This is a genomic window from Dendrosporobacter quercicolus (assembly GCF_900104455.1).
In the GTDB taxonomy this organism is placed as follows: Bacteria; Bacillota; Negativicutes; order DSM-1736; family Dendrosporobacteraceae; genus Dendrosporobacter; species Dendrosporobacter quercicolus.
This window is the reverse complement of record NZ_FNHB01000001.1, coordinates 236255-263129: the sequence shown is the minus strand read 5'-3', so window position 1 is coordinate 263129 and position 26875 is coordinate 236255. Positions and strand designations below refer to the sequence as shown.

26 protein-coding genes are annotated in these 26875 nt (G+C 47.7%); 2 read left to right on the top strand and 24 right to left on the bottom strand.

The window, feature by feature from the left end; genetic code table 11:
* The first annotated feature begins 80 nt into the window (after nucleotides 1–80).
* Nucleotides 81–593, top strand: a complete 513-nt coding sequence (locus tag BLR06_RS01170; RefSeq protein WP_092067466.1) for a hypothetical protein — start codon at nucleotides 81–83, stop codon at nucleotides 591–593.
* Between the two features lie 274 nt (nucleotides 594–867).
* Here BLR06_RS01170 and BLR06_RS01165 read toward each other — a convergent pair whose 3' ends face one another.
* From BLR06_RS01165 to BLR06_RS01090, 15 genes are all read right to left on the bottom strand, one after another.
* Nucleotides 868–1218: an energy transducer TonB gene (locus BLR06_RS01165; protein WP_092067464.1), complete on the bottom strand. Its 351-nt coding sequence runs from the start codon at nucleotides 1216–1218 to the stop codon at nucleotides 868–870.
* Between the two features lie 421 nt (nucleotides 1219–1639).
* Entirely contained in the window at nucleotides 1640–2653 is a 1014-nt protein-coding gene (locus tag BLR06_RS01155; protein WP_245697981.1) for a Bug family tripartite tricarboxylate transporter substrate binding protein, read from the bottom strand.
* Nucleotides 2654–3041: 388 nt separating this feature from the next.
* A complete protein-coding gene (locus BLR06_RS01150; RefSeq protein WP_092067462.1) occupies nucleotides 3042–3392 on the bottom strand; it encodes a YcbK family protein in 351 nt (116 codons plus the stop codon).
* A gap of 374 nt (nucleotides 3393–3766) precedes the next feature.
* Nucleotides 3767–4678, bottom strand: coding sequence for a homoserine kinase (gene thrB / locus BLR06_RS01145; protein WP_092067460.1), 912 nt, complete (start codon nucleotides 4676–4678; stop codon nucleotides 3767–3769).
* 20 nt (nucleotides 4679–4698) lie between these two features.
* The gene (locus BLR06_RS01140) at nucleotides 4699–5997 is read right to left on the bottom strand and encodes a homoserine dehydrogenase (protein ID WP_092067458.1); all 1299 of its coding nucleotides are present in this window, start codon (nucleotides 5995–5997) and stop codon (nucleotides 4699–4701) included.
* 14 nt (nucleotides 5998–6011) lie between these two features.
* Nucleotides 6012–6461: an ACT domain-containing protein gene (locus BLR06_RS01135; RefSeq protein WP_092067456.1), complete on the bottom strand. Its 450-nt coding sequence runs from the start codon at nucleotides 6459–6461 to the stop codon at nucleotides 6012–6014.
* A 125-nt stretch (nucleotides 6462–6586) separates the two neighbouring features.
* On the bottom strand, nucleotides 6587–8065 hold the full coding sequence (gene spoIVA, locus BLR06_RS01130; RefSeq protein ID WP_092067454.1) for a stage IV sporulation protein A: 1479 nt from the start codon (nucleotides 8063–8065) through the stop codon (nucleotides 6587–6589).
* A 324-nt stretch (nucleotides 8066–8389) separates the two neighbouring features.
* Complete coding sequence (locus tag BLR06_RS01125; RefSeq protein ID WP_245697980.1) at nucleotides 8390–9433, bottom strand: NAD(P)H-dependent glycerol-3-phosphate dehydrogenase; 1044 nt, start codon at nucleotides 9431–9433, stop codon at nucleotides 8390–8392.
* Nucleotides 9434–9435: 2 nt separating this feature from the next.
* Nucleotides 9436–10050 carry a glycerol-3-phosphate 1-O-acyltransferase PlsY gene (plsY, locus tag BLR06_RS01120; RefSeq protein WP_092067449.1) on the bottom strand — a complete coding sequence of 205 codons (615 nt, stop codon included), beginning with the start codon at nucleotides 10048–10050 and terminating at the stop codon, nucleotides 9436–9438.
* A gap of 29 nt (nucleotides 10051–10079) precedes the next feature.
* Entirely contained in the window at nucleotides 10080–11405 is a 1326-nt protein-coding gene (gene der, locus BLR06_RS01115; RefSeq protein WP_092067447.1) for a ribosome biogenesis GTPase Der, read from the bottom strand.
* Nucleotides 11406–11519: 114 nt separating this feature from the next.
* A complete protein-coding gene (locus tag BLR06_RS01110) occupies nucleotides 11520–12830 on the bottom strand; it encodes a DUF512 domain-containing protein (RefSeq protein ID WP_092067445.1) in 1311 nt (436 codons plus the stop codon).
* A 98-nt stretch (nucleotides 12831–12928) separates the two neighbouring features.
* Nucleotides 12929–14077 carry a stage II sporulation protein P gene (gene spoIIP / locus BLR06_RS01105; protein WP_092069743.1) on the bottom strand — a complete coding sequence of 383 codons (1149 nt, stop codon included), beginning with the start codon at nucleotides 14075–14077 and terminating at the stop codon, nucleotides 12929–12931.
* Between the two features lies 1 nt (nucleotide 14078).
* Nucleotides 14079–14855: a DUF1614 domain-containing protein gene (locus BLR06_RS01100; protein WP_092067443.1), complete on the bottom strand. Its 777-nt coding sequence runs from the start codon at nucleotides 14853–14855 to the stop codon at nucleotides 14079–14081.
* 198 nt (nucleotides 14856–15053) lie between these two features.
* Nucleotides 15054–16115, bottom strand: coding sequence for a type 2 isopentenyl-diphosphate Delta-isomerase (fni, locus tag BLR06_RS01095; protein ID WP_092067441.1), 1062 nt, complete (start codon nucleotides 16113–16115; stop codon nucleotides 15054–15056).
* A gap of 2 nt (nucleotides 16116–16117) precedes the next feature.
* Nucleotides 16118–18082 carry a bifunctional 4-hydroxy-3-methylbut-2-enyl diphosphate reductase/30S ribosomal protein S1 gene (locus tag BLR06_RS01090; protein WP_092067439.1) on the bottom strand — a complete coding sequence of 655 codons (1965 nt, stop codon included), beginning with the start codon at nucleotides 18080–18082 and terminating at the stop codon, nucleotides 16118–16120.
* A gap of 260 nt (nucleotides 18083–18342) precedes the next feature.
* Here BLR06_RS01090 and BLR06_RS01085 point away from each other — a divergent pair, with 260 nt between their 5' ends.
* Entirely contained in the window at nucleotides 18343–18564 is a 222-nt protein-coding gene (locus tag BLR06_RS01085) for a hypothetical protein (RefSeq protein ID WP_092067437.1), read from the top strand.
* A 44-nt stretch (nucleotides 18565–18608) separates the two neighbouring features.
* Here the strand turns inward: BLR06_RS01085 and BLR06_RS01080 are convergent, their stop codons facing one another.
* The 9 genes from BLR06_RS01080 to BLR06_RS01040 all read right to left on the bottom strand — a co-directional run bounded on the left by BLR06_RS01080 (nucleotide 18609) and on the right by BLR06_RS01040 (nucleotide 26875).
* Nucleotides 18609–19220: a lysophospholipid acyltransferase family protein gene (locus tag BLR06_RS01080; RefSeq protein ID WP_092067435.1), complete on the bottom strand. Its 612-nt coding sequence runs from the start codon at nucleotides 19218–19220 to the stop codon at nucleotides 18609–18611.
* Nucleotides 19213–19884: a (d)CMP kinase gene (gene cmk, locus BLR06_RS01075; RefSeq protein ID WP_092067432.1), complete on the bottom strand. Its 672-nt coding sequence runs from the start codon at nucleotides 19882–19884 to the stop codon at nucleotides 19213–19215. The genes BLR06_RS01080 and cmk overlap by 8 nt, the downstream gene beginning before the upstream one ends.
* Before the next feature lie 17 nt (nucleotides 19885–19901).
* Nucleotides 19902–21200, bottom strand: coding sequence for a 3-phosphoshikimate 1-carboxyvinyltransferase (gene aroA / locus BLR06_RS01070; protein ID WP_092067430.1), 1299 nt, complete (start codon nucleotides 21198–21200; stop codon nucleotides 19902–19904).
* 97 nt (nucleotides 21201–21297) lie between these two features.
* On the bottom strand, nucleotides 21298–21819 hold the full coding sequence (locus tag BLR06_RS01065) for a hypothetical protein (RefSeq protein ID WP_092067428.1): 522 nt from the start codon (nucleotides 21817–21819) through the stop codon (nucleotides 21298–21300).
* A 23-nt stretch (nucleotides 21820–21842) separates the two neighbouring features.
* Nucleotides 21843–23084, bottom strand: a complete 1242-nt coding sequence (locus tag BLR06_RS01060; RefSeq protein ID WP_092067426.1) for a BaiN/RdsA family NAD(P)/FAD-dependent oxidoreductase — start codon at nucleotides 23082–23084, stop codon at nucleotides 21843–21845.
* 88 nt (nucleotides 23085–23172) lie between these two features.
* On the bottom strand, nucleotides 23173–23901 hold the full coding sequence (locus BLR06_RS01055) for a pseudouridine synthase (RefSeq protein WP_092067424.1): 729 nt from the start codon (nucleotides 23899–23901) through the stop codon (nucleotides 23173–23175).
* Nucleotides 23902–23942: 41 nt separating this feature from the next.
* Nucleotides 23943–24914: a hypothetical protein gene (locus BLR06_RS01050; protein WP_092067422.1), complete on the bottom strand. Its 972-nt coding sequence runs from the start codon at nucleotides 24912–24914 to the stop codon at nucleotides 23943–23945.
* A 13-nt stretch (nucleotides 24915–24927) separates the two neighbouring features.
* Nucleotides 24928–26208, bottom strand: a complete 1281-nt coding sequence (locus BLR06_RS01045; protein WP_092067420.1) for an FAD-dependent oxidoreductase — start codon at nucleotides 26206–26208, stop codon at nucleotides 24928–24930.
* A 127-nt stretch (nucleotides 26209–26335) separates the two neighbouring features.
* A complete protein-coding gene (locus BLR06_RS01040) occupies nucleotides 26336–26875 on the bottom strand; it encodes a spore maturation protein (RefSeq protein ID WP_092067418.1) in 540 nt (179 codons plus the stop codon).

Below are 26875 nucleotides of genomic sequence, written 5' to 3'. Positions count from 1 at the left end.
AAAATCTCATCTCCGATTTCACATAATTGCTAAAAATAAAGAAATACTTATGTTAAAACTTAGTTTTGGAGTTGATACAATTGAGCAATCAAACAATATTGTGGGCAAGTGTTATCCTACCTTGGTTATCTATCTTTTTTCTTAAGAAAGAAGATTTAAAACGCTACATGCCGGTTGCATTATTCGGCAGCCTTATTACTACATTTTTTATGGAAATCGGTATATCTTTGGGTTGGTGGGTACCTCATGAAAATATATTTCCGTTAATCAATATGCCACCGATCTCATATAGTGCTTATTTAGTAGGTATTATTTGGATTTTCAAGTTCACTTATGGCAACTTTCTAAAATACCTCGCCGCTAATGTACTTATAGATTTAGTACTGTCTTTTTTTATCCTAAGTTGGTTCTCCCGGCGAGGCATTGTCGATATTCATATATCCGACCTGCAAATGCTGCTTTTATCTACCATAATTGCTTTTTTCCTGTATGCTTATCAATGTTGGCAGGAAAGCGATATGGCAATAAAATGCACACCTGCATTACAGCCATCGGCCAATAAGCATTTGGACGAAAAAGAAAAAAAACAGTAACCAATGGCTTTTTAATCAGCTGTACTTAAAAACCCGATTATTGATTTTGATTGTAACAACATCACCTACTGATGGTTTAGTAGAAAAACATAAAAAGTAATGTCATTTCCGCTTTTCTTCAATTTCAACTTGGATATTTGATTTGCCAATGGATTCAATGTCAAACCCATTAGAATCTTCCAGTTTTTCGGCTGACTAGGCTGGATTAGGCAACGAAATTTATTATAATGTAAAAAAACTCCCTGCATCCGCATTCCGGATAGGGAGTTTTATGTTATGACTTCAGCATAAATACAACAGTTATCTCCGTATCAGATGCACACTTCTTTCCGTTAACGTCCGCAGGAATAAATCTCCATCGCTTAACAGAGTCAATGGCAGCTTGGTCAAGACTATCATGACCAGAGCTTTCAACAATTTCAATATTTCGGACTTCTCCTTTTTCGGATACAAAGACTTTTAAAACTACTCTTCCCTCTATCCCTTGCTTTTGAGCTTCTATAGGATATACAGTCTCTACTTTTTTTAAGACAACGGGAGGACGAGTAATATCTTTAGCAAAAACAGATGCCATACTACTGATAAGAAATAAAATAGCAATAAATATTAAACTGACTCTTTTCATAGGTAAACCTCGCTCGTTATTTACATACTAAAAGATTTCAATATGTTTCGCCGAATTCCTCCGTCACACTCTATAAACCATTTCCCTTCCTCGTCAAACAAATACACCTGCTTGCCATGTATCCGGCAAGTATATCTTATGCCACAGCCGCCTGCTTTGAGTAAGGCAGCCTGGCGCACGAAAATAGGTCTACCGAATATGCCTTTCCGTCAGTCTAACGGATATTGAGCGGTTTGAGTGTCCCGTCTGGAGAATGTTATCTCTTACATGTAGTTCTTATCACACTATATAGAAATCATCATAGAAATCATCGAATAAAATATATAATCAGTCCGTGGTTCGGGACTGGTACTTTTTTACGGTCTTATGGAAAGGAGAAAATCGGCCAGCAATAAGCTAAACCGGGAATGATAAATCCGCCTTACTTTTTCTGCGCCGCTATTTTTTCAGTAATGCCGGATTCTTTGACTACTTCCTTAAGCTGCCTAGCATCAACAAGCCACTTTTTAAAAAATTCTTCATGTCCTAAATAATCTACTTCCATGCCTAGCTTTTTCATGTTTTCTATGTACTCAGGATCATTCACTGTTTTTTCAAGTCCAGCTAACAGCTTAGCTTTTATTTCCGGCGGCAGGCCTTTGTGAACAGCAATACCGTACCATGAGCTGAAAACAACATCTATTCCTTGCTCCTGTAACGTAGGCGCATTGCTGAATACCGGATCAGTCATGCGCTTCATAGCAGTAGTTCCTAACACTTTAACCATGCCGCTCTTTACATATTCTTTTATTACAGGCGGCGGAACAATGATATACTGTACATGATCGCCTAATAATGCGGCTACAACCTCCGAATCACCTTTAAAGGGAACCTGCGGTACATTTATGCCGACTTTCCTATTAATTCTCTCTCCGGCAACATGGTTTCCCGTTCCCAATCCTTGATGACCCAGTTTTATATCGCTTGGGTGTTCCTTGGCGTGCTTAATTAACTCGGTCATATCCTTCCAGGATTTATCTGCTCGAACAACAACAACCGGCGGGACATCCATAATTTGTACTAAGGGATCTAAGGCTGATGTATAATGATAGCGGCTTTGTTCGTATAATGATTGTAGTAAGACACTAGTAACAACAATCCCCAGGGTATAGCCGTCATCGTTTGATTCCACTAATTCATTCCAGCCCAAGCTGCCGCCAGCGCCAGTTACATTTTTGATCATTAAATTTTGCCCAAGATGCTTATAGGCTACTCTTTCCATTGCTCTAGCCACCATATCGGTAGTGCCGCCAGCCGCAAACGGCACAATCAATGTAATCGGCCTGTCCGGATACTTTTCGGCAACAGTTGCCGGCGTTTCTTTCGTTCCGCAACCGGCAAGCCCCATCAAATATAATAGCATTAAGGCTAGTATAATTGATTTTGTCAGTTTCACAGCGTTTCCCTCTCAATTCGTTTTAATTCGATTGTATACCCGATTAGATAATAAATAATGTCACATTCTGTCAACAGACAACTATAAAATCCCAGCCAGCCGTAAACTTCCCCCTTATAAACCCTTCCTCATCAAACAAATTCGCCTGCCAGGTACCGGCAAATATAGCTTATCCACAGCCGCGTGCGTTAATAATTCAGCCCGGCGCACATCTATACTACGTCTACCCGAATATACATGCCAGTCAAATCAAGATCCCTAGCATAAAATCGTCGAAGCGATTTCAATTGCCAGAGATCTATTTTGTACCCGAAATAAGTCGACTGGTAAATCTCCGAAGTTTAATGACCTGCCCAGGTTTAACCGAATTAGCCGTCCAATCGCCGCGTCATTCCTCCCACCGGGCAGTGTAGCCGCGGGTATCCACATGGACGAAACCCTGTGAATAATACCGCCCGATCCCATCTGCACCGCATTGCTCGGCAATTTCAGCTAATGCATTAACCGTAAGGCCGTCAGGCACTAAAATATCAGCGGCCATCCCCTGGACGTGGTAACTGTTCGGCACGCCGCCGACTGCAGCGTTATGCTCAGGACAGCGGTACACGCTGGATAAATACAGCGGACCGCCGACAGCCTCCCGCATTGCATCAAGAATATGTTGAAGGCGAACATCGATCCCCGGCTCTATCCCGCAATGCTTGCAGGCAAATTCCTCCGACGTAAAATACTTAGCCATTCATCATCACTCCAATCATAAGACCTCTCGCACGCCGGTGCTCTGTACCGGCGCCAAGCCGCTTTTGCTGTCAATTCAGCGTCTATAATCCATCTTATGAGCGCCGATGGTATCAGGCTACACCGGGCCAAATCAATAATATATTCGAGCGGCCCACACAAGTTCGCCCGAAACAAAATATCAGCCGCCGGAAATTCCCCGGCGGCCCATACAGCGATTTCTGCAGTCCTAACGTAAAATGAGTCAAAGTTCATTATGTAAAAAATACCAAAGCAGCTAGATTGCAGACGAAGAAAAAAGCTAACCTCCTTTTCAATCCTCCGGCTGTTAGCTTCTTAATCCCGCTAGTGCGATAATCCCGGTAACTTGGGCCTTTAAGCGTCGATCAGCCTTGCGCCAGCCTGATCAATATGCAGTATTACATAGGTCGCATCAATATTATTTGCTTTAAATGCAGCCACCATAGCTTCCCCAATCGGCGCGGCATTTTGTTGCGTAAAAGCAATCAGGCATGGACCGGCGCCACTGATCGCCGAACCATAAGCGCCTTGCTTGTTAGCCGCCTGAAAGACATCCCGCATTCCCGGAATCAGCGCTTCACGATATGGCTGATGGAGCCGATCTTCAAGCGCGCATTGCAAATGACCAAACGCCCCCTGGCTGAGAGCCCCGATTAATAAAGCCGTCCGGCTGATATTAAATACAGCGTCCTGATAGGCAACGGTTTCCGGCAATACCTGCCGCGCTGCTTTGGTTGATAAATTAAACGCCGGAATTGCCACCACCATTTCCAGTACTCCGGGCGGTAAAAACCGCAGGCAGTGTGCTTTTTCCTGATAGACGGCGCTCAATGTTATCCCGCCAAATATGGCAGGTGCAACATTATCCGGATGGCCTTCGAACTCAGTAGCCAGTTCAAATAACTGCTGTTTGCTCAGCGGACCGCCGACTGCGGCATTAGCGGCTACAAGGCCGGCTACAATGGCCGCCGCGCTGCTGCCCAAACCACGGGCCAGAGGCACATTGTTCGTCATTTTAATATGCGCGCCACGATAGCTTTTCCCGGTCCGCGCTAAAACTGCCTGAACAGCCTGCCAGACAATATTTTGTTCATCGCTTGGAATAATGCCCCGGCCTTCGCCTAAAATCTCAATATTGAGCTTGTCAGAGCGATTAAGTGTCAATTCTAATTCATTATAAATCGTGCAGGCAATGCCAACTGCATCGAAACCGGGGCCACAGTTCGCAGTAGTCCCCGGTACACATACCTTTACCGTCTTCGGCATATTGCTCTCTCCTGATCCAATTAATCGATTTGCTGCGCTTCAACCCGGATTACATTCTGAACTGTTGTTAAAACAGACATGTCTTTAATCGTTGTCAGCGCCTTTCTAATATTAGCGTCGGAAACATGATAGGTGATCAGGACAAGTTCAGCGCAATTATTCACCTTGCGTTTTTGAATTACCGAGTTAAGACTTACATTATGAGCGCCAAAGGCTCCGGCAATCGCTGCCAGTACGCCCGGCTGGTCTTCAACCAGCAGCCGGACATAATAAGATGAACTGGTATTTTCGACCGGGCAAAATGGTTTCTGGTCAAAGCAGGTGCAAAGAATTCTGCCGTTAACATTATGCCGCAGGTTGCGGGCTACATCAACAATGTCGCCGGCAACTGCGCTGGCCGTTGGCAGCGCACCGGCTCCCCGGCCGTAAAACATAGTTTCTCCTACCGCATCGCCCCGGACAAAGATGGCATTAAATACATCGCCTACTGCAGCCAGCGGATGATTAAGCGGAATAAAAGCCGGATGAACCCGCGCATTAATACCGCATGCTTCGCTTTCCTTGGCAATTGCCAGCAGCTTAATTACATAGCCCAGTTCCCGTGCATATTCTATGTCGACAGGAGAAATATTAGTAATACCCTCTACATCGACATCCTCCAGCGAAACCCTGGCATTAAAAGCAATGGAAGCTAAAATTGCTATTTTTCGGGCAGCATCAAATCCGCCTACATCAGCTGTGGGATCAGCTTCAGCATAGCCCTTGGCCTGCGCTTCAGCCAGTACAGTTTCATAATCAAGTTTTTCGTTGGTCATCTTAGTTAACATATAATTGGTGGTGCCATTTACTATCCCCATGACTTCTGAAAGTTTATTGGCAGCCAAGCACTGTTTAAGCGGCCTGATGATCGGAATACCGCCGCCAACGCTGGCTTCAAACATAAAATCAACATGGTTGGCCTCCGCGGCGCTAAACAATTCACGGCCAAATTTAGCTACCACGTCTTTGTTGGCAGTGACGACATTCTTGCCCGCATTTAAAGCTCGCAGCATATAATCCTTGGCTGGCTGCTCCCCACCCATAACTTCGACGATAATATCAATGTCGTTATCATTAAGAATGTCATCGGCATTGGTTGTTAGCACTGCACCTGCCGCTATATTCCTGACTTTATTCAGATTACGCACCAATATCTTTTTTATGTTTACCGGCACGCCGGTTTTTTGCGAGATTTCATGAGCATTGGCGGTTAATACATTAACTACGCCTGTTCCCACAGTGCCTAAACCCAGCAGGCCGATGTTAACAGAATCCTTCATCATTATTCCTCCGTTTATGCTTGTTGTCCCAATACCTCAAGCCTTTTTACACCTTCAACCATTCTTAATTTATCGAGTAAGGCTTCCAGGTCAATCACCAGCTCCGCCGTTTCAATAGAAATCGTGGCATTTGCCACTCCCTGCAGCGGAATACCCTGATTTATGGTCAGTACGCTGCCATGATCGCCGGCGATGGTATTTAACACCCGCGATAAAACTCCCGATTTATGTTCAAGCAATAAGGCCAGAGTAACAATTTTTTCCTTACTGGCTTCATAAAATGGAAAAACATAGTCCTTATATTTATAATAAGCACTGCGGCTTAGTTCCATTCGCTCCACAGCTTCATTTATTGTACGGGCTTCACCGCGTTTGAGCATGTCTTTCACTTTAATCGTTTTTTTAATTGCTTCAGGTAATATTTCTTCACGAACCAGATAAAACCCGGATTGCTGTCTGTTCACTCTTGTACCTCCCCGTATGTCTGCAAAGGATAATAATCTATTCATAGTAGACATTATAACATCCTTTTCCTAGGGATTACAAGGGCAATTAAAAAAAAAGTCAGTCTGTAAAGACTGACTTTTTTTTAAAAAATAATACAAATCAAACCGCCGCTCCCATCATTAACGATTTTCTGCAAAGTGTCGCGCAATTTGAACTGAGCTGTTTCCGGCATACCGGAAAGTTTATTTTGAATTCCTTCCCGTACCAGCGAGTTTAGTGATTTACCGAATAAATTTGTCCGCCATATTTTGTCCGGTTCGCCTTCAAATTCACGCATCAAATATTGAATAAGTTCTTCGCTTTGCTTCTCAGTACCCAGTATTGGCGATATTTCAGCCTGTACATCAGTTCTGATAATGTGCAGCGATGGCGCTGAAGCTCGCAAGCGAACGCCAAACCGGTTGCCGTTTCTGATAATTTCCGGTTCCTCCAGTACCATTTCATCCAGTTGCGGGGTTACGATTCCATAGCCGGACTGTTCTACCTGCTCCAGCGCGTCAGCCAGTTTATCATACTCCCGCTTAGCCACCGCCAAATCCTGCATCAGTCTGAACAAATGATGCTCACCGGAAATTGTAAAGCCGGTTAATTCTTCCAACACCTGATAGAATAAATCCGGCCGGGAAGTAATTTCAATTACCGCAATACCGCTGCCTAAGTCCATATCGTGCAAAATTACATCGGCAATAAATTCATGGCTTGCCAAATCATCAATAGCGCAATCTATATCCCGCAGCCTGCGCACATATTGCACTACTTCACGCACAGCTCCGTCAAACTTCTCTCTCAGCCAGTGTTCGGTATTGAGTTCCTCAATCCATTTCGGCAGTGAAATATTAACTTCCTTAACCGGGAATTCATATAAAACTTCCTGTAAAATAGCATAAATATCATCATAGTTTAATTGAGCGCAATCTACAGGAATGACCGGCACATCATAATTGCTTTCCAATTTAGCGACAAGTTCCCTGGTTTCCTTGGCTGTAGGCTGATTGGTGTTTAAAATAACCAAAAAAGGTTTTTGCAGCTCTTTCAGCTCATTAATCACCCGTTCTTCAGCCGAAAGATAGCTGTCCCGCGACAAGTCGGTTACAGTACCGTCGGTGGTTACGACCAGCCCAATGGTCGAATGCTCGGCAATTACTTTCCTGGTACCGATTTCGGCGGCTTCCTGAAAAGGTATTTCTTCTTCAAACCAGGGAGTAAGCACCATTCGCGGTCCGTCTTGCTCTTCATACCCCAGAGCGCCTTCCACTGAATAGCCAACGCAATCAACAACCCTAACCCTGATTGCCACATTATCCTTAATATTGATTTCCACCGCTTCATTGGGAATAAATTTGGGCTCAGTGGTCATAATCGTCTTGCCGGCCGCACTTTGCGGCAACTCGTCTTTGGCACGCTCTTTTTCATATGGATCAGCAATATTTGGTAAAACCATTGTATCCATAAATTTCTTGATAAAGGTGGATTTTCCAGTACGTACCGGCCCGACAACGCCAATATAAATATCACCGCCAGTACGTTCGGCGATATCTCTGAATAAATCAAATTTCTCCATATGGTCATTTCCCTCCCCATGACTAATTCTATATAATACATTTGAGCATACCGCCCACTAAACCCGTGTTCATCCCTCCCTTAACCAAAGTAACGCACCTGCGAGAAGGAGTAGTGTCCGATAAGTTAGTATTATAGCAAGGTTTATAATCAATAATAAATATATGACATGCCGCCGATAATATTACTAAATTAATCCCCGGCTTTGTCTTTTTATGGTTATTTAAACTGCGCTGCCATAACCAGAAAAAAGGATATGCCGCTTTATCGAAAAGCAAAAAAGAAACTGCCTCATTTTTGAGGCAGCCCCTACGACCTGATCAAATTATTTATTTCCCGGTGATTTCCAAATCGCTTGATCATTAACCACTTCTTCCGCTTCCTGGGTCCGCCCTCTGGTCATTAAATCCAGAACTGCTTCCCGCGGTGATTTTTCGGCGTAAATCACCTGGTAGATTTGCTCGGTTATCGGCATTTCAACCCGATACTTCTCTGCTAAACCGTACGCTGCAGCCGTAGTCCTTATTCCTTCCACCACCATATTGGTTCCCAGGGCAATTTGGTCTGCCGCCTGACCCTGAGCCAGCAGAATTCCGGCCCGCCGGTTACGGCTGTGGCGGCTGGTACAGGTAACCATCAAATCGCCAATTCCCGACAAACCGGCAAAAGTCAGGGGATCGGCGCCCATTGCCACGCCCAGGCGGGCTATCTCCGCTAAACCTCGGGTCATCAGAGCAGCCTTGGTGTTATCGCCAAACTCCAACCCCTCGGCAATGCCGGCCCCTAAAGCAATGATGTTTTTTAAAGCCCCGCCTAACTCCACCCCAATCATATCCGGATTGGTATACACCCGAAAATACGGCAGCATAAAAGCATCCTGAACTTGTTCGGCAACCGGCGGATGATTTGACGCAACTACCGTAGCGCTGGGCTGAGCCCTGCCAACCTCTTCGGCATGATTAGGCCCCGATAAAACGGCAATTCGGTTTTTCAGCCGGGGCGCCGCTTCGGCAATAACCTCGGACATCCGGAGGCCGGAGCTTAGTTCAAAACCTTTGGTTGCAGTAACAATAATGGCAGTGTCGCTTACATAGGAACTTATCCGGTTTACCGTCTCCCGCACAGCCTGTGATGGCGTCGCCAGAACCACCAGTTCTGCACCCAGCAGTGCAGCCGGCAATTGGCTGGTAGTCATAACGCCCGGCGGAATGCTGACTCCGGGTAAATACCGCTCATTGCACCTGTTGTCATTCATTTGTTCTGCCAACGCCTCATTGCGGGCCCATAAAGCTACCGAATCATGTTTTTGCCCCAGCATGACCGCCATAGCTGTCCCCCAACTGCCAGCGCCAATAACAGCAATCTTCATCGTCATTTCTCCTTACCGGCTTGGCCTGCTTTAATTTTCAGCTCCTTGCCCTTCAACAGCCTCTCAATATTGGGTTTATGCCTGATAATGACAAAAGCAGCCGCCAATAACCCAAAATAATAAAATTCCATTCTTTCATTAAACAGCCGCATGAGCATCGGTACCAGAGCTGCCGCAATGATTGAGGCCAGGGATACATATCTGCTGAAATAAACAATAACACACCATACGGCAAATACAATCAGCGTAACCTTAGGAACCAGAACGGCAATCACGCCCAACCCGGTAGCCACGCCACGGCCGCCTTTGAATTTCAAAAATACCGACCAATTATGACCGGCGATTGCCGCGATCCCGCCGACAAGCATGCCCAGCGGCGTTCCCGCCAGCCACTGACCTAAAAACACACCGGCTACGCCTTTGGCGGCGTCAGTAAAAAAAACGCCTAGCGCCGGCCAGGGGCCGAGCACGCGGAAAGCGTTGGTTGCGCCAATATTTTTGCTGCCGAACTGGCGCAGATCAATCCTCCACAACCAGCGGCCCAGCAGCAAACCATTGGGAATTGAACCAATCAAATAGCTAGCGCCGGCAATTACCGCCAGCACTGAAAAGTCCATAGATTCCCTCCTCCCTTATTTGCTTACCATCAATCATCTTCCTCTTTACGCCCGCGGACAACCAGTTTTAATGGAGTTCCTTCAAATCCAAAGCTTTCCCGCAGCCTGTTCTCCAGAAAACGCAAATAAGAAAAATGCATGATTTCCGGATCATTGACAAAAAAGATAAAGGTCGGCGGTTTTACATCAGCCTGCGTGGTAAAATAAATCTTCAGCCGACGGCCATTTTCCGACGGCGGCGGGTTGATTGCAGTGGCATCACTGATTACCTGGTTAAGCACGCTTGTTGAAATCCGCATTGCATGCTGTTCCGCCGCAAACTTAATCAGCTCGATTACCCGGTGTATCCGCTGTTTGGTTAAGGCCGAAGTAAATAAGACCGGTGCATATTGCATAAAGCCTAACTCATTGCGAATTGTTTCGGTAAAGCGCAATGAGGTTTTGCTGTCTTTTTCCACCAAATCCCACTTATTTACGATAATTACAATGCCTTTCCCCGCCTCATGCGCATAGCCGGCAATTTTTTTATCTTGTTCCGTCACCCCGTCAACAGCATCAATGACGATTAAAACAACATCAGAACGGTCAACAGAACGCAAGGAGCGAATCACGCTATAACGCTCGACCGGTAAATCAATTTTCGCTTTGCGCCGCATACCGGCAGTATCGATCAGAACAAAATTGGTTCCTTCCTTGGAAAAATGAGTGTCAATCGCATCACGGGTAGTACCTGGTATATCGCTGACAATTACCCGTTCCTGGCCGATCAGCGCATTGACCAGGGAAGATTTACCGACATTGGGACGACCAATGACCGCTACTCTGATTTGATCGATTTCTCCATCAGACTCATGTTCCTTCGGCAGGCTTTCTACAACCTTATCCAGTAAATCACCGAGATTAAGCGCATTGGAAGCGGAAATTGGAATCGGCTCGCCTAAGCCCAGGTTGTAAAACTCATAAATTTCATCCATTGCTTTGGCGCTGTCTACCTTATTCACTGTCAGAACCACCGGCTTGCGGGTATTGCGCAATATGCCGCCCACTTCTTCATCAGCTGAAGTTAAGCCGGTTTTACCGTCCACAATAAACAGAATAACATCCGCTTCCTCGATTGCCAGCTGGGCTTGGTGACGGATGGCGGTTAACATCCGGTCATCCGTTTCAATTTGAATACCGCCGGTATCAATCATTGTAAACTCATGATTAAGCCACTCGGCGTCAAGATAGATCCGGTCCCTGGTTACCCCCGGCATATCCTCAACAATAGAAACACGTTTTTTACCTATCTGATTAAACAGCGTAGACTTGCCAACATTGGGACGGCCTACGATAGCCACGATTGGTTTACTCATTCACATCACCCAAGTTTCATCTTTTTCTATTTTATTTATTACTGAGTATTAGTTTTTCCCGTAATTAAGCGCGTATACCGGCAATTGCAATTGTCATCCGGGCCGCTAAGCAAGTCAGCGCGTCCAGCCATACAGCAGTTCCCTTAAATCGGCCCCTCCGTAAGCAACCCGGACCGGAATGTTGAGCTGCTGTTCAACCTCCTGCAAGGTTGAATCATCCAAAAAAACGTTCTCGCCGGTCCGCAGGGCAATTCCCGGAATAATTACACCATCACGCTCACCGGTTAAGCAGCTTAGGCCTTTGACAATATCACGGCCGGTTAAAAGGCCGGTTACGGTAATATCAGAACCAAAGAAATGATTTTCCACCGGCACCAGCCTGATATGTAAATTCGGTATGGTTAATTGCCGTATGAGCGGGCTGAGAATTTTTTCCGCGGACTTTCCGCAAACAATATCCAGATGAATTGGCGCTGTATAAACGCTGGACGCCGTTTTAGCCGTTTCCCATTCGGTAAGAAAATTTCTGACCAGGCCAATCCCATTTTCCAGTTGGGGAAATCCGTCATAAAACTCATCACTGGGAATTGGTTTGGCGGCGGCGATATAAAACTCGTCGGACAGATACACAAAAGAACTGCCGGTTTCAGAGCGGGATTTTTTTTGCCATTGAGCCACCATGCTAATTATATGGCACGCCTGCGCTGCTGTAAAGCCTTTGAGTGGATGACAATGCTCGCGATAACGGCTCAGACCTACCGGTACAATCGCGAGCGACTGCACACCGGGATGCAATTGATACAAATCGGCGATTGTTTTCTCCAGAATTACGCCATCATTAATCTCCGGGCACAGCACAACCTGGGTATGCAGTTCAATACCGCTTTCAATCAGTTTGTTAATGTGCTGCATAATATTTCCGGCATTTTTATTGTGCAGCATTTTCGCCCGCAGCGGACCGTTTGTCGTATGAACGGAAATATACAAAGGCGACAAATGCAGCTTTTTGATCCTGGTAAAATCCCGCTCGCCAAGATTGGTAAGGGTAACAAAATTACCGTATAAAAAGGACATGCGATAATCGTCATCCTTAACATACAAGCTGGCGCGCATATTAGGCGCCATCTGATCAACAAAGCAAAAAATACATTGATTGGCACAGCGCCGGATACCATCAAACACCGCACTTTCAAAGTGTAAGCCTAAATCTTCATCGTACTCTTTTTCAATTTCAATAATTTCCTGCTCGCCGTCTGTCTTTTCAATCAATAATTCTATGTAATCATCGGCCAATGCAAAACTCAAATCAATAATATCACGCAACTGCCGGCCGTTAACGGCCAGCAGCTTATCACCAGCTTCAATACCGGTTTGGTCTGCAATACTCTCCGGAACCACCATTGTTACCACGCCGTAATAGGACAAGCTTTTCACCTCTCTTTACTATTCCGTTTAGCTCTTATGTTTTCCTGCAAACGAAAAAAAGGAGTGATGATAAAAACATCACTCCGCTTCTTATTCGGTTATTTTTTATCTTCCCGGTCATCACCTGACTTTTTGCGCCGGCTTTGCCTGGGAGCAAAAAAATTGGTAAACTCAGTTGTCGCAAATTGTTTTAGTTTTGCTTTTGCTTCCTTTATACTTCCGGTACTGATCAATAAGAATGCAGCACCGCCGACGATCAGCAGCCCGATGATCCAGCCAATCGATTTAGTAGCGCCGGAAGCTCCAGCGGCGGCTGTTCCAATACCGGCGGCCCCGGCCTGATTAGCCGGATTTGCGCCCGTTTTACCCAGTACAGCGGGTATCACGTCGGCAAACAGGGTAACGCCTTTTTCCGCAGACTGCCGGCTATTGGTATGGGAACCAGCCTCGATTAACATCGAGCGGGGATGCAAATCCTGATTATAATCACCGCCCTTAGCGAAAAAAATTCCTTTTACCAAACCCGGATGCTGTTTATCAGAAGCAGCCTTAATCTGCAAGGCGTAATCTTCAATCTGCTTGCCGGTCGGGCCGTATTTGCCGACAACCAGCTGCACCTTGCTGACCTCCTGACCGCTTACTGCGCCTTTATAGACTTCAGGCGGAACGGCATCCCGGTGAACATCAAAGATCGCCTCAGGCTGCTCTTTTTTAATTAAATTCAAAGCTGTCCGGCGTGACCGTTCGTAAGCCATACTATCATGAGGATCATGTTTGGCTGTGGAATGAACGGTTTTAAGGCCTTTGGCCCGCAAAGCTTTGCTAAAAGCATCGCCGACTTTATAGATTCCGCCGTTGCCGAAAATACTCTCCTCACCCTCGGTTGGAACATAGGATTCATCGGAATGCGTATGATATACGGCCACCTTGCCGCTGCTTTGCGCTTCGGCCACACTGGGCGTTAAAGCCGCCCACCAAAAAGAACTTTTTTGGTTTTCGTCAAGATATTGCGATAAATTGATTTCACCGACAAATTTGGCCTGAGCAGTATTGCCGCTGATGCCGGTTACCTGATAGCGCTTATTGTCTGCGGTCAGACATTCATCGCCAACCTGCATTTCCCACGCCGTTATATAAACAATATTGCCGGCTTCATCCACGATATTAAAATAATGATCGCTTTGATGGGTATAGCCTGAGCTGGCCAGCGAGAGGCTAAACAGTACGACTGCCAGTATCAGGATCATTTTATTCACTGTCTTCACCTCTTCCTTCAGAACGCTGGTTTTCGGAGGCATCAGCATCAGTTCTGGCAGGGCGGACGGCTTTTAGATTGCGTTTTTTCGCCGGGTTATTGGACAATTCCTTGCTGAATTCATACAAACCTTCCGGCCTGTTTGGCCCCAGCACCGGACCGCCCTGCAATTTCTCCCTGGTTTCACCGACAAGTTCGGCAATCATTACCGCCACAATGCCGGCAATAACTACCACGTCAAAAGCGCCGGCGCCGCCAATTGCCGTCGTTCCCGGTATACCCAGGCGGACAATGGTTGCCAGATGCACCAAATCACTTAAGATAATCCCTAAAGTTCCGCCGATAAAAGCACTGCGGCGCGACCGCCCGGCCAGGTAGGCAATCAGGCCGGCGGTAATGCCGTATATTAACTTAGGATCAAGAAACATGTTTTCCGGCTCATAAGGCAAATACAGCGAGCCGAAATATACGGCCGCCGCCACTAAGACAGAGGCCATTACCGCTCTGACTCGCTCCGCTGTTTCATCGGCGCTGAAAATCAGCCATATGGCCAGCAGGGCAGGTAATACCGCTCCGCCTAAATTTACCGTCAGGCTAACCGGCTCACTCATAACCGGAATATCAACAAAGCTGCCAAGAACGATTGCTACGATGAACAATAAAGCCTGCTTGTCTGTCAAACGCATTCTATCCAGAATTCGCTGCGCAATACCAAAATAAACCAATACGCCGATCACCAATAGTGTAATCATTCCGATTGGCATGTTCATACTAAATTCACCTCTTAGCCTCAATAATTTTTTACCGTTAATTTAGCTTGCCCGGATTGCTGAATTGAAATTCATAAAAAAATATTGAGGCGAACCTGTCAATAGGAAAAGCCGGAACAACGCTTAACGCAGCATACGGAAAAACAAACCGTGCACAGTCAGGTTGTCTGGCCAGATAAAAAAACATAGCTGCAGGAGCTATGCTTTACACCGGTTGGCGTATTTTTCTAAATTAAATCCACGGTTAGTCAGCCATTGGGCGCTGTAGCCGGTAATGACCACCGGCACTCCCGTTAAAGCCGGAATATCCTTTGCACCTACCAGCACCATATATTTTTGGACGGTCTCGATAAAACCGTTAAACCAATTCACGGCTTGTTCTACCCCGCACTGCTGAATCATCTTTAAAATGGGGGTAGCCAAACCAACAGCTTTACCATTCAAGGCCAAGGCCTTTACAACATCCAGTGAAGTTCGTATACCGCCGGACACAATTAAATCAACATTGTCCGGCAATACCTGATCCACTTCTACCGAGCTGATCGCCGTTGGAATACCCCACTCCAGCAGTTCCGGCTCCGGCCGGAAATTTTTCCGGGCTGCTTCAATCGCCACAAAATTCGCTCCGCCGGTCCCGCCGACATCAATTGCCCTGACGCCGGCATCAACCAGACTTTGCGCCTGTTCCCGAGCAATACCGCAGCCAACTTCTTTAACAATAACCGGTACCTCAACGGTTTTAACTATATGGGCTATATTTCGCAAATACCCGGAAAAATCCCGGTCTCCCTCAGTCATCATCATTTCCTGGGCCGGATTCAGATGAATTTGAATGGCGCTGGCCTCAATCATGTCAACCGCCCTTTGGGCATGTTCCGGTTTGGCATAAGCGCCTAAATTTGCGAAAACGGTTCCTTGCGGATTGATCTGCCTGATAATTCGATAAGACGGTTCTACCGACTGATTTTCGATCGCCGCAAACTGCGAGCCGACGGCCATCGTACAGCCGGTAAATTTAGCAAACTCGGCCAGCCGCGCATTAATAGCACCAACATCTTCAGCCCCGCCGGTAATCGCATTGATAATCACGGGATTGGCAAGCGCAATACCGGCAACAGCGGAGGTTAAATCCAGTTCATCCCAGACTAAATCCGGCAGGCAATGATGAATGAGCTTAAAATCGGCAAAGCTGTTGGCAATTGGTCCATCGTCAATTTGCAGTGAATATTTGATATGATCAAGTTTCCTGGACTGACGCACAGTTAATCCTCACGCTTAAACAAATGGCCGAACTGATCGCCCAAAGTCAGGCCAACTTCCGTATTTTTTGTCAAAAATTCCTGATATTCAGCCCGCTCGGCATCCTGGCTGGCTTTGATCATACTTAAAGCAATCCGTTTGGCCGCTTTATCAATTTCCATAATTTTAACATTCACCTGTTGGCCAACGCTCACAATTTCCTCAGCTTTGCTTACTCTTTTTTCAGCCAGCTCCGCCAGCCTGACTAACCCCTCAATTCCTTTGGCCAATTCCACAAAGGCGCCGAAATTGGTTATTTTCGTTACCTTGCCCTTGACAATGCTGCCGGTTGTAAACTGGTCCACCCGGTCCAGCCAGGGATCGCGGGTTGCCTGCTTTAAACTGAGAGAAATTCGCCGGGCCTGAGGATCAACTTTGGTCACGACCACTTTAACTTCATCACCGACACTTACCACATCATGAGGCGTTTTCACTCTTTCCCACGCCAGATCCGAAATATGAGCCAGGCCATCAATGCCGCCAATATCAATAAATGCCCCATAGTCGGCAATTCTGGTAACCGTACCGCTCAGCACATCATCAACAGCCAGCCTTGCAAAAATTTCCTGTTCCTTTTGCCGCTGTTCGGCTTCCAGCACCAGCTTGCGGGATAATACCGCCCGCTGTTTCACCCGGTCAACCTCAATTGGCGTCAATAAAAAATTCTGACCAACAAACTGCGCCAAATCTTCAGTATACCTAAGTTCGATGTGCGATGCCGGGATGAAGCCGCGGACGCCGTAGACGGCAACACGCAAGCCGCCTTTTACCGCCTCAGTGACTTTACCTTCGACCACGGCATTTTGCGCCAAAGCTGTCTCCAGTTTATCCCAGGCGACAATCCTGTCGGCTTTAATTTTTGATAGGATTAAACCGTTTTTACCATCAATTTCATTCACATACACCTCGATCAGATCGCCTTCCGCTACAACGTCGGCAGTGTCTTCCGGAACAGGATAAGCGAGTTCGCCAATTGGCACAACGCCTTCCGCTTTATAGCCAATATCGACAAATACCTCATCCGGCCTGATACTTACTACCTTCCCCTGAAGTATGTCGCCTACATTGATTTCTTTTACACCGTCACCCATGAATTGATTCATTTCCTGCATTTTGTCATAAACCTCCTCAATCAGCCAATCCGGCGTAGACGCCCCGGCAGTTATACCAACCGCCTCAACGTCTGCAAACCATTCCTGCTGCAATTCTTCTGCTGTTTCAATATGGTACGTCTTACAGCCTGCCTGCAGGCATAAATCTGCAAGATGAGTGGTATTGGCGCTGTTTCTGCCGCCAATGACCAGCATGATATCAACTTTGGCGGCCAATGCAAGCGCCGCCTGCTGCCGTAAATCAGTAGCGGTGCAAATCGTCCGTTCAATTTTGAAATCATTCGTTTTAGTGGCAAGCACTTCAACAATTGCCTGGAAAGCATCCCCGGCAAACGTCGTTTGCGCCACGGCCCCTAACCGCTCCTGAAACGGCAGCTCGCGGGCTTCATCAACAGTTTCGATGATTTGAGCTTTATTGCCTGACCATTCAAAAATGCTTTTCACCTCAGGATGCCGCTTCTCACCGATAATGACGACATGATAGCCTTGCCCAGCCAACTTTTTAGCAGCCTGTTGGGCCTTCTGCACATGCGGGCAGGTGGCGTCCACAATTTGCAGACCTCTGGCCTGCGCCGCCTGATAAATGTCCGGGCCAACACCGTGGGAGCGGATAATTACCGTTCCCCGGGCAATTTCTTCCAGCGTATTCGCCATGCCAATCCCCTTGGCAGCCAAACGGCCAACCATTTGAGGATTATGAATGATCGGGCCAAGCGTATAAGTTGGTACGGCACAGTGAATACAGCCCTGCGCCATTTCTACGGCCCGTTTTACCCCATAACAGAATCCACGGTGCTGGGCGACAATTGTTTTCATGGAATCCTCCTATCACCCTGTTTTTCCATTACCTTTGCTTTTATTCACTATTTTGCCTGATAAATCCTTTCCTAACACAGATAACGCAAAAATAATTACCGGTTTTGGTTTCATTTGCCGCTCTTAAACGCCTTTGGCGGGCGCAACTTATATCAACCAAATAATCTCTGCTTACAGGCTGAATATTATCAACTAAAGTTGCTGCAAACTAATACCGCATCGCACTTAAAAAACTATAGTTGAATTTAAGGAGGTAAACAATGGGCAAAAATCTTGTTAACGGATTGTTTTCAGCGATTTCCGATGCCGAGCTGGCAGCAATGGCGATGCGGGCTGAATTTGAAGCAAGCGCTGTTTCGAACGATGCGGCTGCCAGTCAGTTAAGCGAAACCGGCAGTGCTGATCCAAACGCCGCAACCGCCCTTGATGCCAGTGCTTCTGCCTCCCGCAGCCCGGAAACCGAAGATCCTTCAGGCAACTAATCCCAAGGCAAGCAGTAACAGGGGGGTGAGCCGGTCAGATCAGCTCATCCCCCTGTTATTTTTTTAGCAGCTTGATCAGTAAGCAGGCAGCCAATTTCAGTCATGACCTGATTTGAAATTTTATCCAGGCGTTCTTTGTCGGCCTTTCCCTTAGGCAAAACAACCGGACTGCCGAAACGCAGTTCAAAGCGGGGTAAACACCAGTCGCCAAAGCCTTTGTTGGTCCCAATAATCGCCGCCGGAACAATGATTGCCCCGGCTTTGGCCGCAATCAATGCCACCCCTTGCTCAGCCGGGCCCAACGAGCCGTCCTTACTGCGGGTGCCTTCAGGAAATAAGCCGAGGCATTCACCGCCTTCCAGGATGGCAATGGCAGTACGAATAGCCGTCCTGTCCGCCGCACCGCGCCGGACAGGAAAGGCATTAAGACGCCGGATTATCCAACCTAACCCTGGTATTGCAAACAGTTCTTCTTTGGCCATATAATGAATCGGCCGGGGAACGAAAGTGGCGAGGAACGGAGGGTCCCATAAACTCAAATGATTAGCGGCAATAATCACCCCGCCTGCTTGCGGAATATTTTCCTGTCCGGTTACCCTGCAGCGAAAAACCAGTTTAAATAAAATAAACAGAAATAGTTTAAGCAGCTTATACATGGGCGGATCTCTGCTCACATAACTTCAGAATTGCTTCAACCGCGCCATTGATGGACAATTGGGTAGTGTCAATTAACACGGCATCCTCCGCCTGAATCAGGGGAGCGGTCTTGCGTTCACAATCTTTTTTATCACGACAGGCAATGTCGGTTTTAAGCTGCCCTAAGTCAATCTGATAACCTTTGGCGGTCAGTTCCAGCCACCTTCGCCGGGCCCGTTCATCAATTGACGCCGTTAAAAATATTTTAAGATCGGCATTCGGCAAAACATGACTGCCAATATCACGTCCATCCATCACAACCCCGCCTGACTCCGCCATCCGGCGCTGCAATGCCAGCAGATGCTGTCTTACCGCCGGTATCTGGGCTACCTCGGAAACCATATTGCTTACCCGGGGAGTCCGTATAGCCTCAGATACGTCTTTCCCGGCTATTCTAACACTGGTTTTCCCATCGGCATAAGTTAATTCAATATTCCCGGCGGCGGCAATTTCCGCAATTGTTTCCGCAGTTGGCTTTGCTGATTGCAGGGCCTGCCAGGCAACGGCCCGGTACATAGCCCCGGTGTCAATATAAACATATCCCAGGCACTGCGCTACAATCCGGGCAACAGTGCTTTTTCCGGCTCCGGCCGGACCATCTATTGCTATAACTAATTTTTTCATACTTTCCTCCATACTGCCTACCCATTAAACCGGTTGAGCTGTGCATAAAAGCCGGGATAGGAAATCGCTACACAATCGGGCTGCTCGATTTCCACGCCTTGGGCTGCAGCGCCGGCAACGGCCAGCGCCATAGCAATCCGGTGATCATGGTAAGAATAGCAGACGGCAGATCTGAGATTTGGCGAAGGATCAATCAATAAGCCGTCCTTAGTCTCAGTGATTAATCCGCCTAACTTTGTAAATTCTGTTGCCACTGCTTTTAAACGGTCAGTTTCCTTTACCCGCAATTCCTCCGCCCCGGAAATGATCGTACGCCCTGCGGCAAACATAGCGGCGACCGCCAGAACCGGAATTTCATCAACCAGCCGGGGAATGATTGCTCCATCAATGGAAACGCCCTGCAGCCGGGCATGCTTAACGGTAATGTCGGCAACCGGCTCGCGGCCGCTCCAGCGTTCATTGGTCAACTGGATATCCGCTCCCATTTGCCCCAGTACATCCAAAATACCGGTACGGGTCGGATTAATGCCAACATTGCTAAGCGTTACCTTACTGCCGGGGATGATAGAAGCAGCTACCAGCCAGAATGCAGCGGAACTGATATCGCCCGGCACCTCTATCGCCGCCGGGGCTGAAAGCTCAGCCACCCCGCGGAGCCTGACCGCCGTACCGTTTTTTTCAAGACCTGCGCCAAAGGTCTCCAGCATTCTTTCCGTATGATCACGGGAAGCATAGGGTTCAGTTACCGTAGTCGTTCCATCGGCAAACATTCCTGCCAGTAAAACGGCCGACTTAACCTGGGCGCTAGCCATAGGCATATGGTAGTCGATTCCTGTTAACCGCCCGGCCGCCGGCGCTATCGACAAAGGCAGCAGACGACCTTTCCGCCGGGCTGCAATGACCGCTCCCATGTCAGCCAGGGGTTTAATCACCCGTCCCATTGGCCGGCTGCGCAGAGATGCATCACCGGTAAATGCGCTAAAAAACGGTTGAGCAGCCAGAATCCCCAGCAGCAACCGTAAAGTCGTCCCGGAATTTCCGGCATCAAGAATATTATCCGGCTCAACCAGCCCACGCAGGCCATTACCGGTTACCACCAGTTCATGGCCGGCCTTCTGTTCAACCTTTACCCCCAGCGCCTGCATACAGCTGACCGTTGACAGACAATCCTGGGCAAATAAAAAATTCTTAACCAACACCGGCGTTTTTGCCAGACCAGCCAGCATAATGCTCCGATGCGATATCGATTTATCCCCCGGTACAACAATATTGCCAGTCAAGCCTGCCGCTGGTTCTATTCTTATCACAGCTCCCATAATCAACCACCTTTAGACTAATATTCAGTTCCAATTTAAAAATGGGTTAATTTAATTTATTCCGCGAAAAACACCAATATCCTCCAACAACGTCCGGTCAGTTTTTAAATTTAACCCTGCCAACCGGAATCATTGCGCCACCGCCTTCCAGCGCCAGGCCATCCGGCGGAGCAAGCAGGGAAGCGCCCGGGACATTAACTACTAATTGCGCGGCCGCGGATTGCCGTCTGGCGTCTATTTCCACATAATCCCCGTCATAAACAGTGAGCTTCACGGAGCCTTTGCGAAAATCATCAATGACCTTGCCGTTTACCGTTACAAAAACCTGATGATTATTCGCCGGGCTAATCATTCGGATAATGATTACTTTGCTGTTACGCAGCGACTGCAGCCGGCCAGCCTCAGCCGTATCACTGATTTGCAGCGGCTTTGCCGCATATAGCGGCAACTGAAACGAAATCTGCGTTCCTTCAAACTGATCGACCCGCGACAAATACGGCCGTACATGATCCCCGAATAACAAAGCTTGGGTAAGTACCAGTAAACCAATAAAAAATATTGCCAGCTTAAATAAAATAACTTCACCGTATTGAATCCTGCGCCACGCCGATTTTCGCATTACAAGCCTCCGTTCGGTACTCGTCAATCTCTCAGTGCAGCCTGCCATCCGGCAACATAGCCTGTGGAAAAAGCCGCCTGCAGGTTAAAGCCGCCGGTATAGCCGTCAATATCGATGACTTCCCCGGCGAAATATAAGCTGCCGATCAACTTTGAGCCCATCGTTTTAGGATCAATTTCTTTTATACTGACTCCTCCGGCCGTGACAATCGCCTCACTGACCGGCCTGGTTCCGGTAACCGTCAAAGGAAGACCGGTAATGACCTCCTGCAGTCGGGCCCGCTCCGCCTTGGTAATCTGATGCACAGGCTTGTCGGGATCCAAATAGGCCAGATCAATCACCACATCAATGAGCTTCGCCGGCAATAGTTCATGCAGGGAGTTCTTGATTTGCTTGCGGGCAAATTTTTCAAAATCGCGCTGCAGCCTTTTATCAAGCACTTCCTGGGACAAAGCCGGTTTTAAATTGATGACAATACTTACTTCCTGCTTGCCGGGTAACAATTCGGCCACTTTTTTACTTAAGGATAAAATAATTGGCCCCGATACCCCATAGTGGGTAAACAGCATTTCACCAAATTCTTCGGCTTGTTTACTTCCGCCGGACCAAATACTTGCTGAAACATTTTTTAATGACAATCCTTGCAGCTCGGTTATCCATTCTTCCGCCACCTCTAACGGCACCAGTGACGGCTTAATCGGCACAATCGTATGACCAAGCTTTTGTGCCATACGATAACCGTCTCCCGCCGAACCGGTACCGGGGTAAGAAGCGCCTCCTGTCGTGAGTATAACCGCCTCCGCCGGGTAAAAAACGCCGCTGCCGCTGATCACGCCTGTCACCTGTCGGTCCTCAGCCATGATCTCGGCCACCGGCTGACTGGTAAGCACTTCGACCTTAAGGCGGGTCAGCGCCCGGGTAAAAGCCCTGACAACATCCCGCGCCTGATCACTTACCGGAAAAACCCGGCCGCCCCGCTCAACTTTAGTCTCTACACCCCAGCGAGCCATAAAATCCATCATACTCTGATTGTCAAAGTGATGGTAAGCACTATACAAAAAAGCCCCATTGCCAGGCATATGCTGAATAAACGTCTGCCGGTCACCGGCGTTGGTAATATTGCAGCGTCCCTTGCCGGTAATTAATAATTTGCGGCCGATCGCCGGCATTTTTTCTAAAACCGTCACCCTTGCGCCCTGCTCGGCCGCACTGACCGCAGCCATCAGGCCGGCGGCGCCGCCGCCCACAATAATTACATTTTTCATTTGATCACCCTATGATTACAATTTTTTGCGGCTTGTCTTATTATGATAAACAAAAAATACCCTTATCCGTGAAATAAGGGCAATTTAATTATTTTTTTACCGCCAGGTTTTGCAGCAATTCCACTTCGTCCTCCGACAAATGGCGGTATTGGCCCCGCCTCAATCCGTTTAACGTCAAACCGGCAAATTTCGTTCGCTTTAACTGCCGGATCGGATAGCCAATTGCTTCGCACATTCTTCTTATTTGCCGGTTTTTACCTTCATGAATGGTAATTTCCAGAGTTGCCGAATTTTTCACCTGATCGACAGCCACAATATAAAGCTGCGCCGGGGCGGTAATTCCGTCTTCTAATTTTATGCCGATTCTTAATAAGTCCAGTTTCTCCTCAGGCGGTATTCCTTTGACCTTAGCCAAATACGTTTTAAAAACTTTATGGCTGGGATGAATCAGTGAATTGGTAAGAGCCCCGTCATTGGTCAGCAGCAGCAAACCTTCCGTATTAAAATCGAGCCTGCCCACCGGATAAATCCGCTGGGGGATATCTTTTAGATAATCTATCACCGTCTGCCGCTTGCCGGGATCTTTGACGGTGGTAATCACTCCTTTGGGCTTATTTAGCATCAGATAAACATGTTCTTCAGTTGTTAAGCGCTTTCCGTCAACAGCCACCCGGTCCTTGCCAGGAAAAACCTTTGTGCCAAGTTCGGTTACAACAGCACCATTAACCGTCACCCGGCCAGCCTTTATCAACTCTTCAGCTTCTCTGCGGGAAGCTATGCCGGCCTGACTAATTACTTTTTGCAAACGTTCCAACATCGTATCTCCTTCATTTTAACCGCAGCTTCTATACCGATGTGCTATTCCTGCAGTAACTGGGCAAAATCCAGTTGGACTTTACACAATTTTACACTCTTATTATCCTGAGTGACTTTATGGCAGCTGCCGCAAACCCCTTCGCCGCAGCACATGGTTACATTATTTGTTGCTGCCATCGGCAGGTTAATACCCGCCTCCTGCATCGCCGCAATGACTGCATAATGCTGATTATCCGGCCCGGAACTGACCACTAATTCCGGTTTTAATTCAAACAAATTCTTTAGCAGGGGAATACCGGCTTGCCGCATCGAATCAACCGTATGTACCTGTACGCCCCACTCGGCAAGCTGCTGGCCGATAAATATTTTTTGTACCTGGCCGGGCGCCAGTATGGCCAATACTTCATTGCCGTTTTGCCGCAATTTTTTAACTAGCGGCAACGCCGGCGCCTGACCAATCCCCCCAGCTACCAATAATATCTTACCATCCCTGATATTGTCAATCCATGGCTGACCCAGTACGCCATTATAATAGGGTCCGTTGACCAGGATTTGCTGGCTGGCGTCCGCCATCAGCCGGACTGATTTGGGACCGATTGCCTCAATAACGACGGCGACGGTATTGCCGGTAACCTGCATAACACCAACCGGAAAATGATAAAACTTAGGATCGGACGCCCGGCGCAGAAAGACAAAAGAGCCGGTACGTTCCAGTTGCCGGGCCAGGCCGTCTTCAACGGAGAATTCCAGCAGGTAGGTATTGGCGCTGATTTGTTCAGTAGCGGTAAAGCTGGTTACAGTCTCCAATCTCGCCGGAATATCCTCCTTGACCGGCCTGCCGCCGCTTTTATTTTGCCAGTAATGCTCATACAATATGCAAACCCCCGACCAGTTGCAATCGCAGACCGTTCCGCCCCGCAGATGGCTGCAGAATTCGCAATGATTGGTCTTGGCCAGCAGACAAGGGCAATAGCGCGAATTGATATCAACACATTTTGCAGTTAATTTTTTCATCACGTCTCCCCCCTTAAACCAGACATCCGTTATAGACATCAGTCAGTCCGGTTTGCGCCACACGGTCTTTAACTTCAGAGCGGCTGGTCGAATATAACGCCAATTCCTTCATGCGTTCAAAATAAATTGACCCGGAGAACGTATAGCGCACCCGCATCCCGTCCTCAGTCTGCATTTTGGCCTGGACAAATTCAATAAAATCACCCGTGGCCAAAGTATTCGGCAGCGTTAAGTACTGCATATCCAGGCAATAGCGAACAGCATTGTGACCACTCAATAAGCCCGTTGCCACCGCTTCCGTATGACCAACCAAAACCGCTGATTTTTCACCGGCGCAAAACAAGTTATCAACACCGTCGACCTTAAGCGTTTGATCACAGGGAGCAATGCCCAGGTAACGCATGGAGTTGCCTATTCCGCCGGCGTATGGATCCTCGTACCGCGCTCTTTCCAATCCTGGAATGGTTCGCAAATCTTCCAGGGGAAAAAACGGCGTCATCATTTTGGCATGTCCTGTATCCAGGAGAATCAGGTTTCTGGCATACTCCGCCAAGGCATACTGAGTGCAGGCTTTTTTCCCCAGGACACCGCTTTTGCGGATACTTTCCGGTATTTCCAAAACCACAACACCATCGCTGTCCAGTTTATCTTTAAGCTCTTTGCTGAGTGAATCTTTATTCAATTTACAAGAGCCGCTCATCGCGCCAATCGAACCATCATCCTTACGTCCCATGATTTCTTTAATATCAGCCTTGGCAGTTACACTGACCCGTGGTCCAAACGAAGGACAACGGATAATGCACATGGCGCAGCCATTGCCATATGTCAGGCAGTTCCCCATTGGACCGGCAGTACCTGTGCTATCCACAAACGCGTCGGCTTTTACTACTTCACCGCCATCAAGCATTAGTCCTTGCAGCTTTTTACCATATTTAACGACATCAACAATGCGGGTTTTTGTTTTTATTTCCACGCCGTAGTTTTGCAGTATCTTTTTGACCAGCGGTTCCATTGTGGCCACATCATAAAAAGAAGCATGCTGATGCCCGGGAAAACTTACGCCCCGGTGCCTGCTATTGGCATCCATGGCCACAAACAGATCGCCGCCCCCCATTGCAATTGCTTCTTCGGCTGCCGTATACCGGCCGTTATTGCGAAAGATACCCCCAACAAGTCCTGTGCCCAACAGCAAGTCGGTCCGTTCAAATAACAACACTTGAGCGCCGGCCTTGGCCGCTGACAGCGCAGCAGCACAGCCGGACCAACCTCCGCCGACCACTACAACCTTTATCATGGACGTCCCTCCATTCTCCTCAATGTCACATTACAGTCTATTCCCCCCTGTATGAAGTGCCACTAACGGCTAAAAAAAATGAGACTTGGCTTAAACCAAGTCCCTGCGCCGTCCTTAAGGCGTCGTATCAAAAGCCGAATAACTTCCGGCAGATATATATTGACATAAAAAAACCGGTTATATCCCCCAATAAACCGACAAAAACCGAATAGCGGGGTTTGCGGATACCAACCGCCCCAAAATATACGGTCAAAACATAAAAAGTCGTATCCGTACTGCCCAGCACAGTGGAAGCAATCCGGCCGCATAATGAATCAGGACCGAAAGTGTTGATGATTTCCGTTGCCAGGCCCAATGCCCCGGTACCGGAAAGCGGGCGCATAATCGCCAGCGGCACCAAATCAGCCGGTACGCCCAGCAAATTTAGCGCCGGGGCCAGAAAACCGACAAAGGCTTCCATTGCGCCGGAAGCTCTGAAGACATTAATGGATACCATCATCGCCACCAAAAACGGCATAATTCTAATTGCCGTCTGGAATCCTTCCCCGGCGCCATCGACAAAAGCTTCGTAAACATTGACCTTGCGAAAATAACCCAGCAAAGGAATCGTGAGCAAAATTGCCGGAATAGCCCAAACCGATAAAGCGCTGCTTAATTCAGCCAACAT

Excerpts from the sequence above, each read along its gene's own strand:
- BLR06_RS01165 (WP_092067464.1), bottom strand. The coding sequence starts at position 1,218 with ATGAAAAGAGTCAGTTTAATATTTATTGCTATTTTATTTCTTATCAGT.
- BLR06_RS01150 (WP_092067462.1), bottom strand. The coding sequence starts at position 3,392 with ATGGCTAAGTATTTTACGTCGGAGGAATTTGCCTGCAAGCATTGCGGG.
- thrB (WP_092067460.1), bottom strand. The coding sequence starts at position 4,678 with ATGCCGAAGACGGTAAAGGTATGTGTACCGGGGACTACTGCGAACTGT.
- BLR06_RS01140 (WP_092067458.1), bottom strand. The coding sequence starts at position 5,997 with ATGAAGGATTCTGTTAACATCGGCCTGCTGGGTTTAGGCACTGTGGGA.
- spoIVA (WP_092067454.1), bottom strand. The coding sequence starts at position 8,065 with ATGGAGAAATTTGATTTATTCAGAGATATCGCCGAACGTACTGGCGGT.
- BLR06_RS01125 (WP_245697980.1), bottom strand. The coding sequence starts at position 9,433 with ATGAAGATTGCTGTTATTGGCGCTGGCAGTTGGGGGACAGCTATGGCG.
- plsY (WP_092067449.1), bottom strand. The coding sequence starts at position 10,050 with ATGGACTTTTCAGTGCTGGCGGTAATTGCCGGCGCTAGCTATTTGATT.
- der (WP_092067447.1), bottom strand. The coding sequence starts at position 11,405 with ATGAGTAAACCAATCGTGGCTATCGTAGGCCGTCCCAATGTTGGCAAG.
- spoIIP (WP_092069743.1), bottom strand. The coding sequence starts at position 14,077 with ATGATCCTGATACTGGCAGTCGTACTGTTTAGCCTCTCGCTGGCCAGC.
- BLR06_RS01100 (WP_092067443.1), bottom strand. The coding sequence starts at position 14,855 with ATGAACATGCCAATCGGAATGATTACACTATTGGTGATCGGCGTATTG.
- BLR06_RS01090 (WP_092067439.1), bottom strand. The coding sequence starts at position 18,082 with ATGAAAACAATTGTCGCCCAGCACCGTGGATTCTGTTATGGGGTAAAA.
- BLR06_RS01085 (WP_092067437.1), top strand. The coding sequence starts at position 18,343 with ATGGGCAAAAATCTTGTTAACGGATTGTTTTCAGCGATTTCCGATGCC.
- BLR06_RS01080 (WP_092067435.1), bottom strand. The coding sequence starts at position 19,220 with ATGTATAAGCTGCTTAAACTATTTCTGTTTATTTTATTTAAACTGGTT.
- cmk (WP_092067432.1), bottom strand. The coding sequence starts at position 19,884 with ATGAAAAAATTAGTTATAGCAATAGATGGTCCGGCCGGAGCCGGAAAA.
- aroA (WP_092067430.1), bottom strand. The coding sequence starts at position 21,200 with ATGGGAGCTGTGATAAGAATAGAACCAGCGGCAGGCTTGACTGGCAAT.
- BLR06_RS01065 (WP_092067428.1), bottom strand. The coding sequence starts at position 21,819 with ATGCGAAAATCGGCGTGGCGCAGGATTCAATACGGTGAAGTTATTTTA.
- BLR06_RS01060 (WP_092067426.1), bottom strand. The coding sequence starts at position 23,084 with ATGAAAAATGTAATTATTGTGGGCGGCGGCGCCGCCGGCCTGATGGCT.
- BLR06_RS01055 (WP_092067424.1), bottom strand. The coding sequence starts at position 23,901 with ATGTTGGAACGTTTGCAAAAAGTAATTAGTCAGGCCGGCATAGCTTCC.
- BLR06_RS01050 (WP_092067422.1), bottom strand. The coding sequence starts at position 24,914 with ATGAAAAAATTAACTGCAAAATGTGTTGATATCAATTCGCGCTATTGC.
- BLR06_RS01045 (WP_092067420.1), bottom strand. The coding sequence starts at position 26,208 with ATGATAAAGGTTGTAGTGGTCGGCGGAGGTTGGTCCGGCTGTGCTGCT.
- BLR06_RS01040 (WP_092067418.1), bottom strand. The coding sequence starts at position 26,875 with ATGTTGGCTGAATTAAGCAGCGCTTTATCGGTTTGGGCTATTCCGGCA.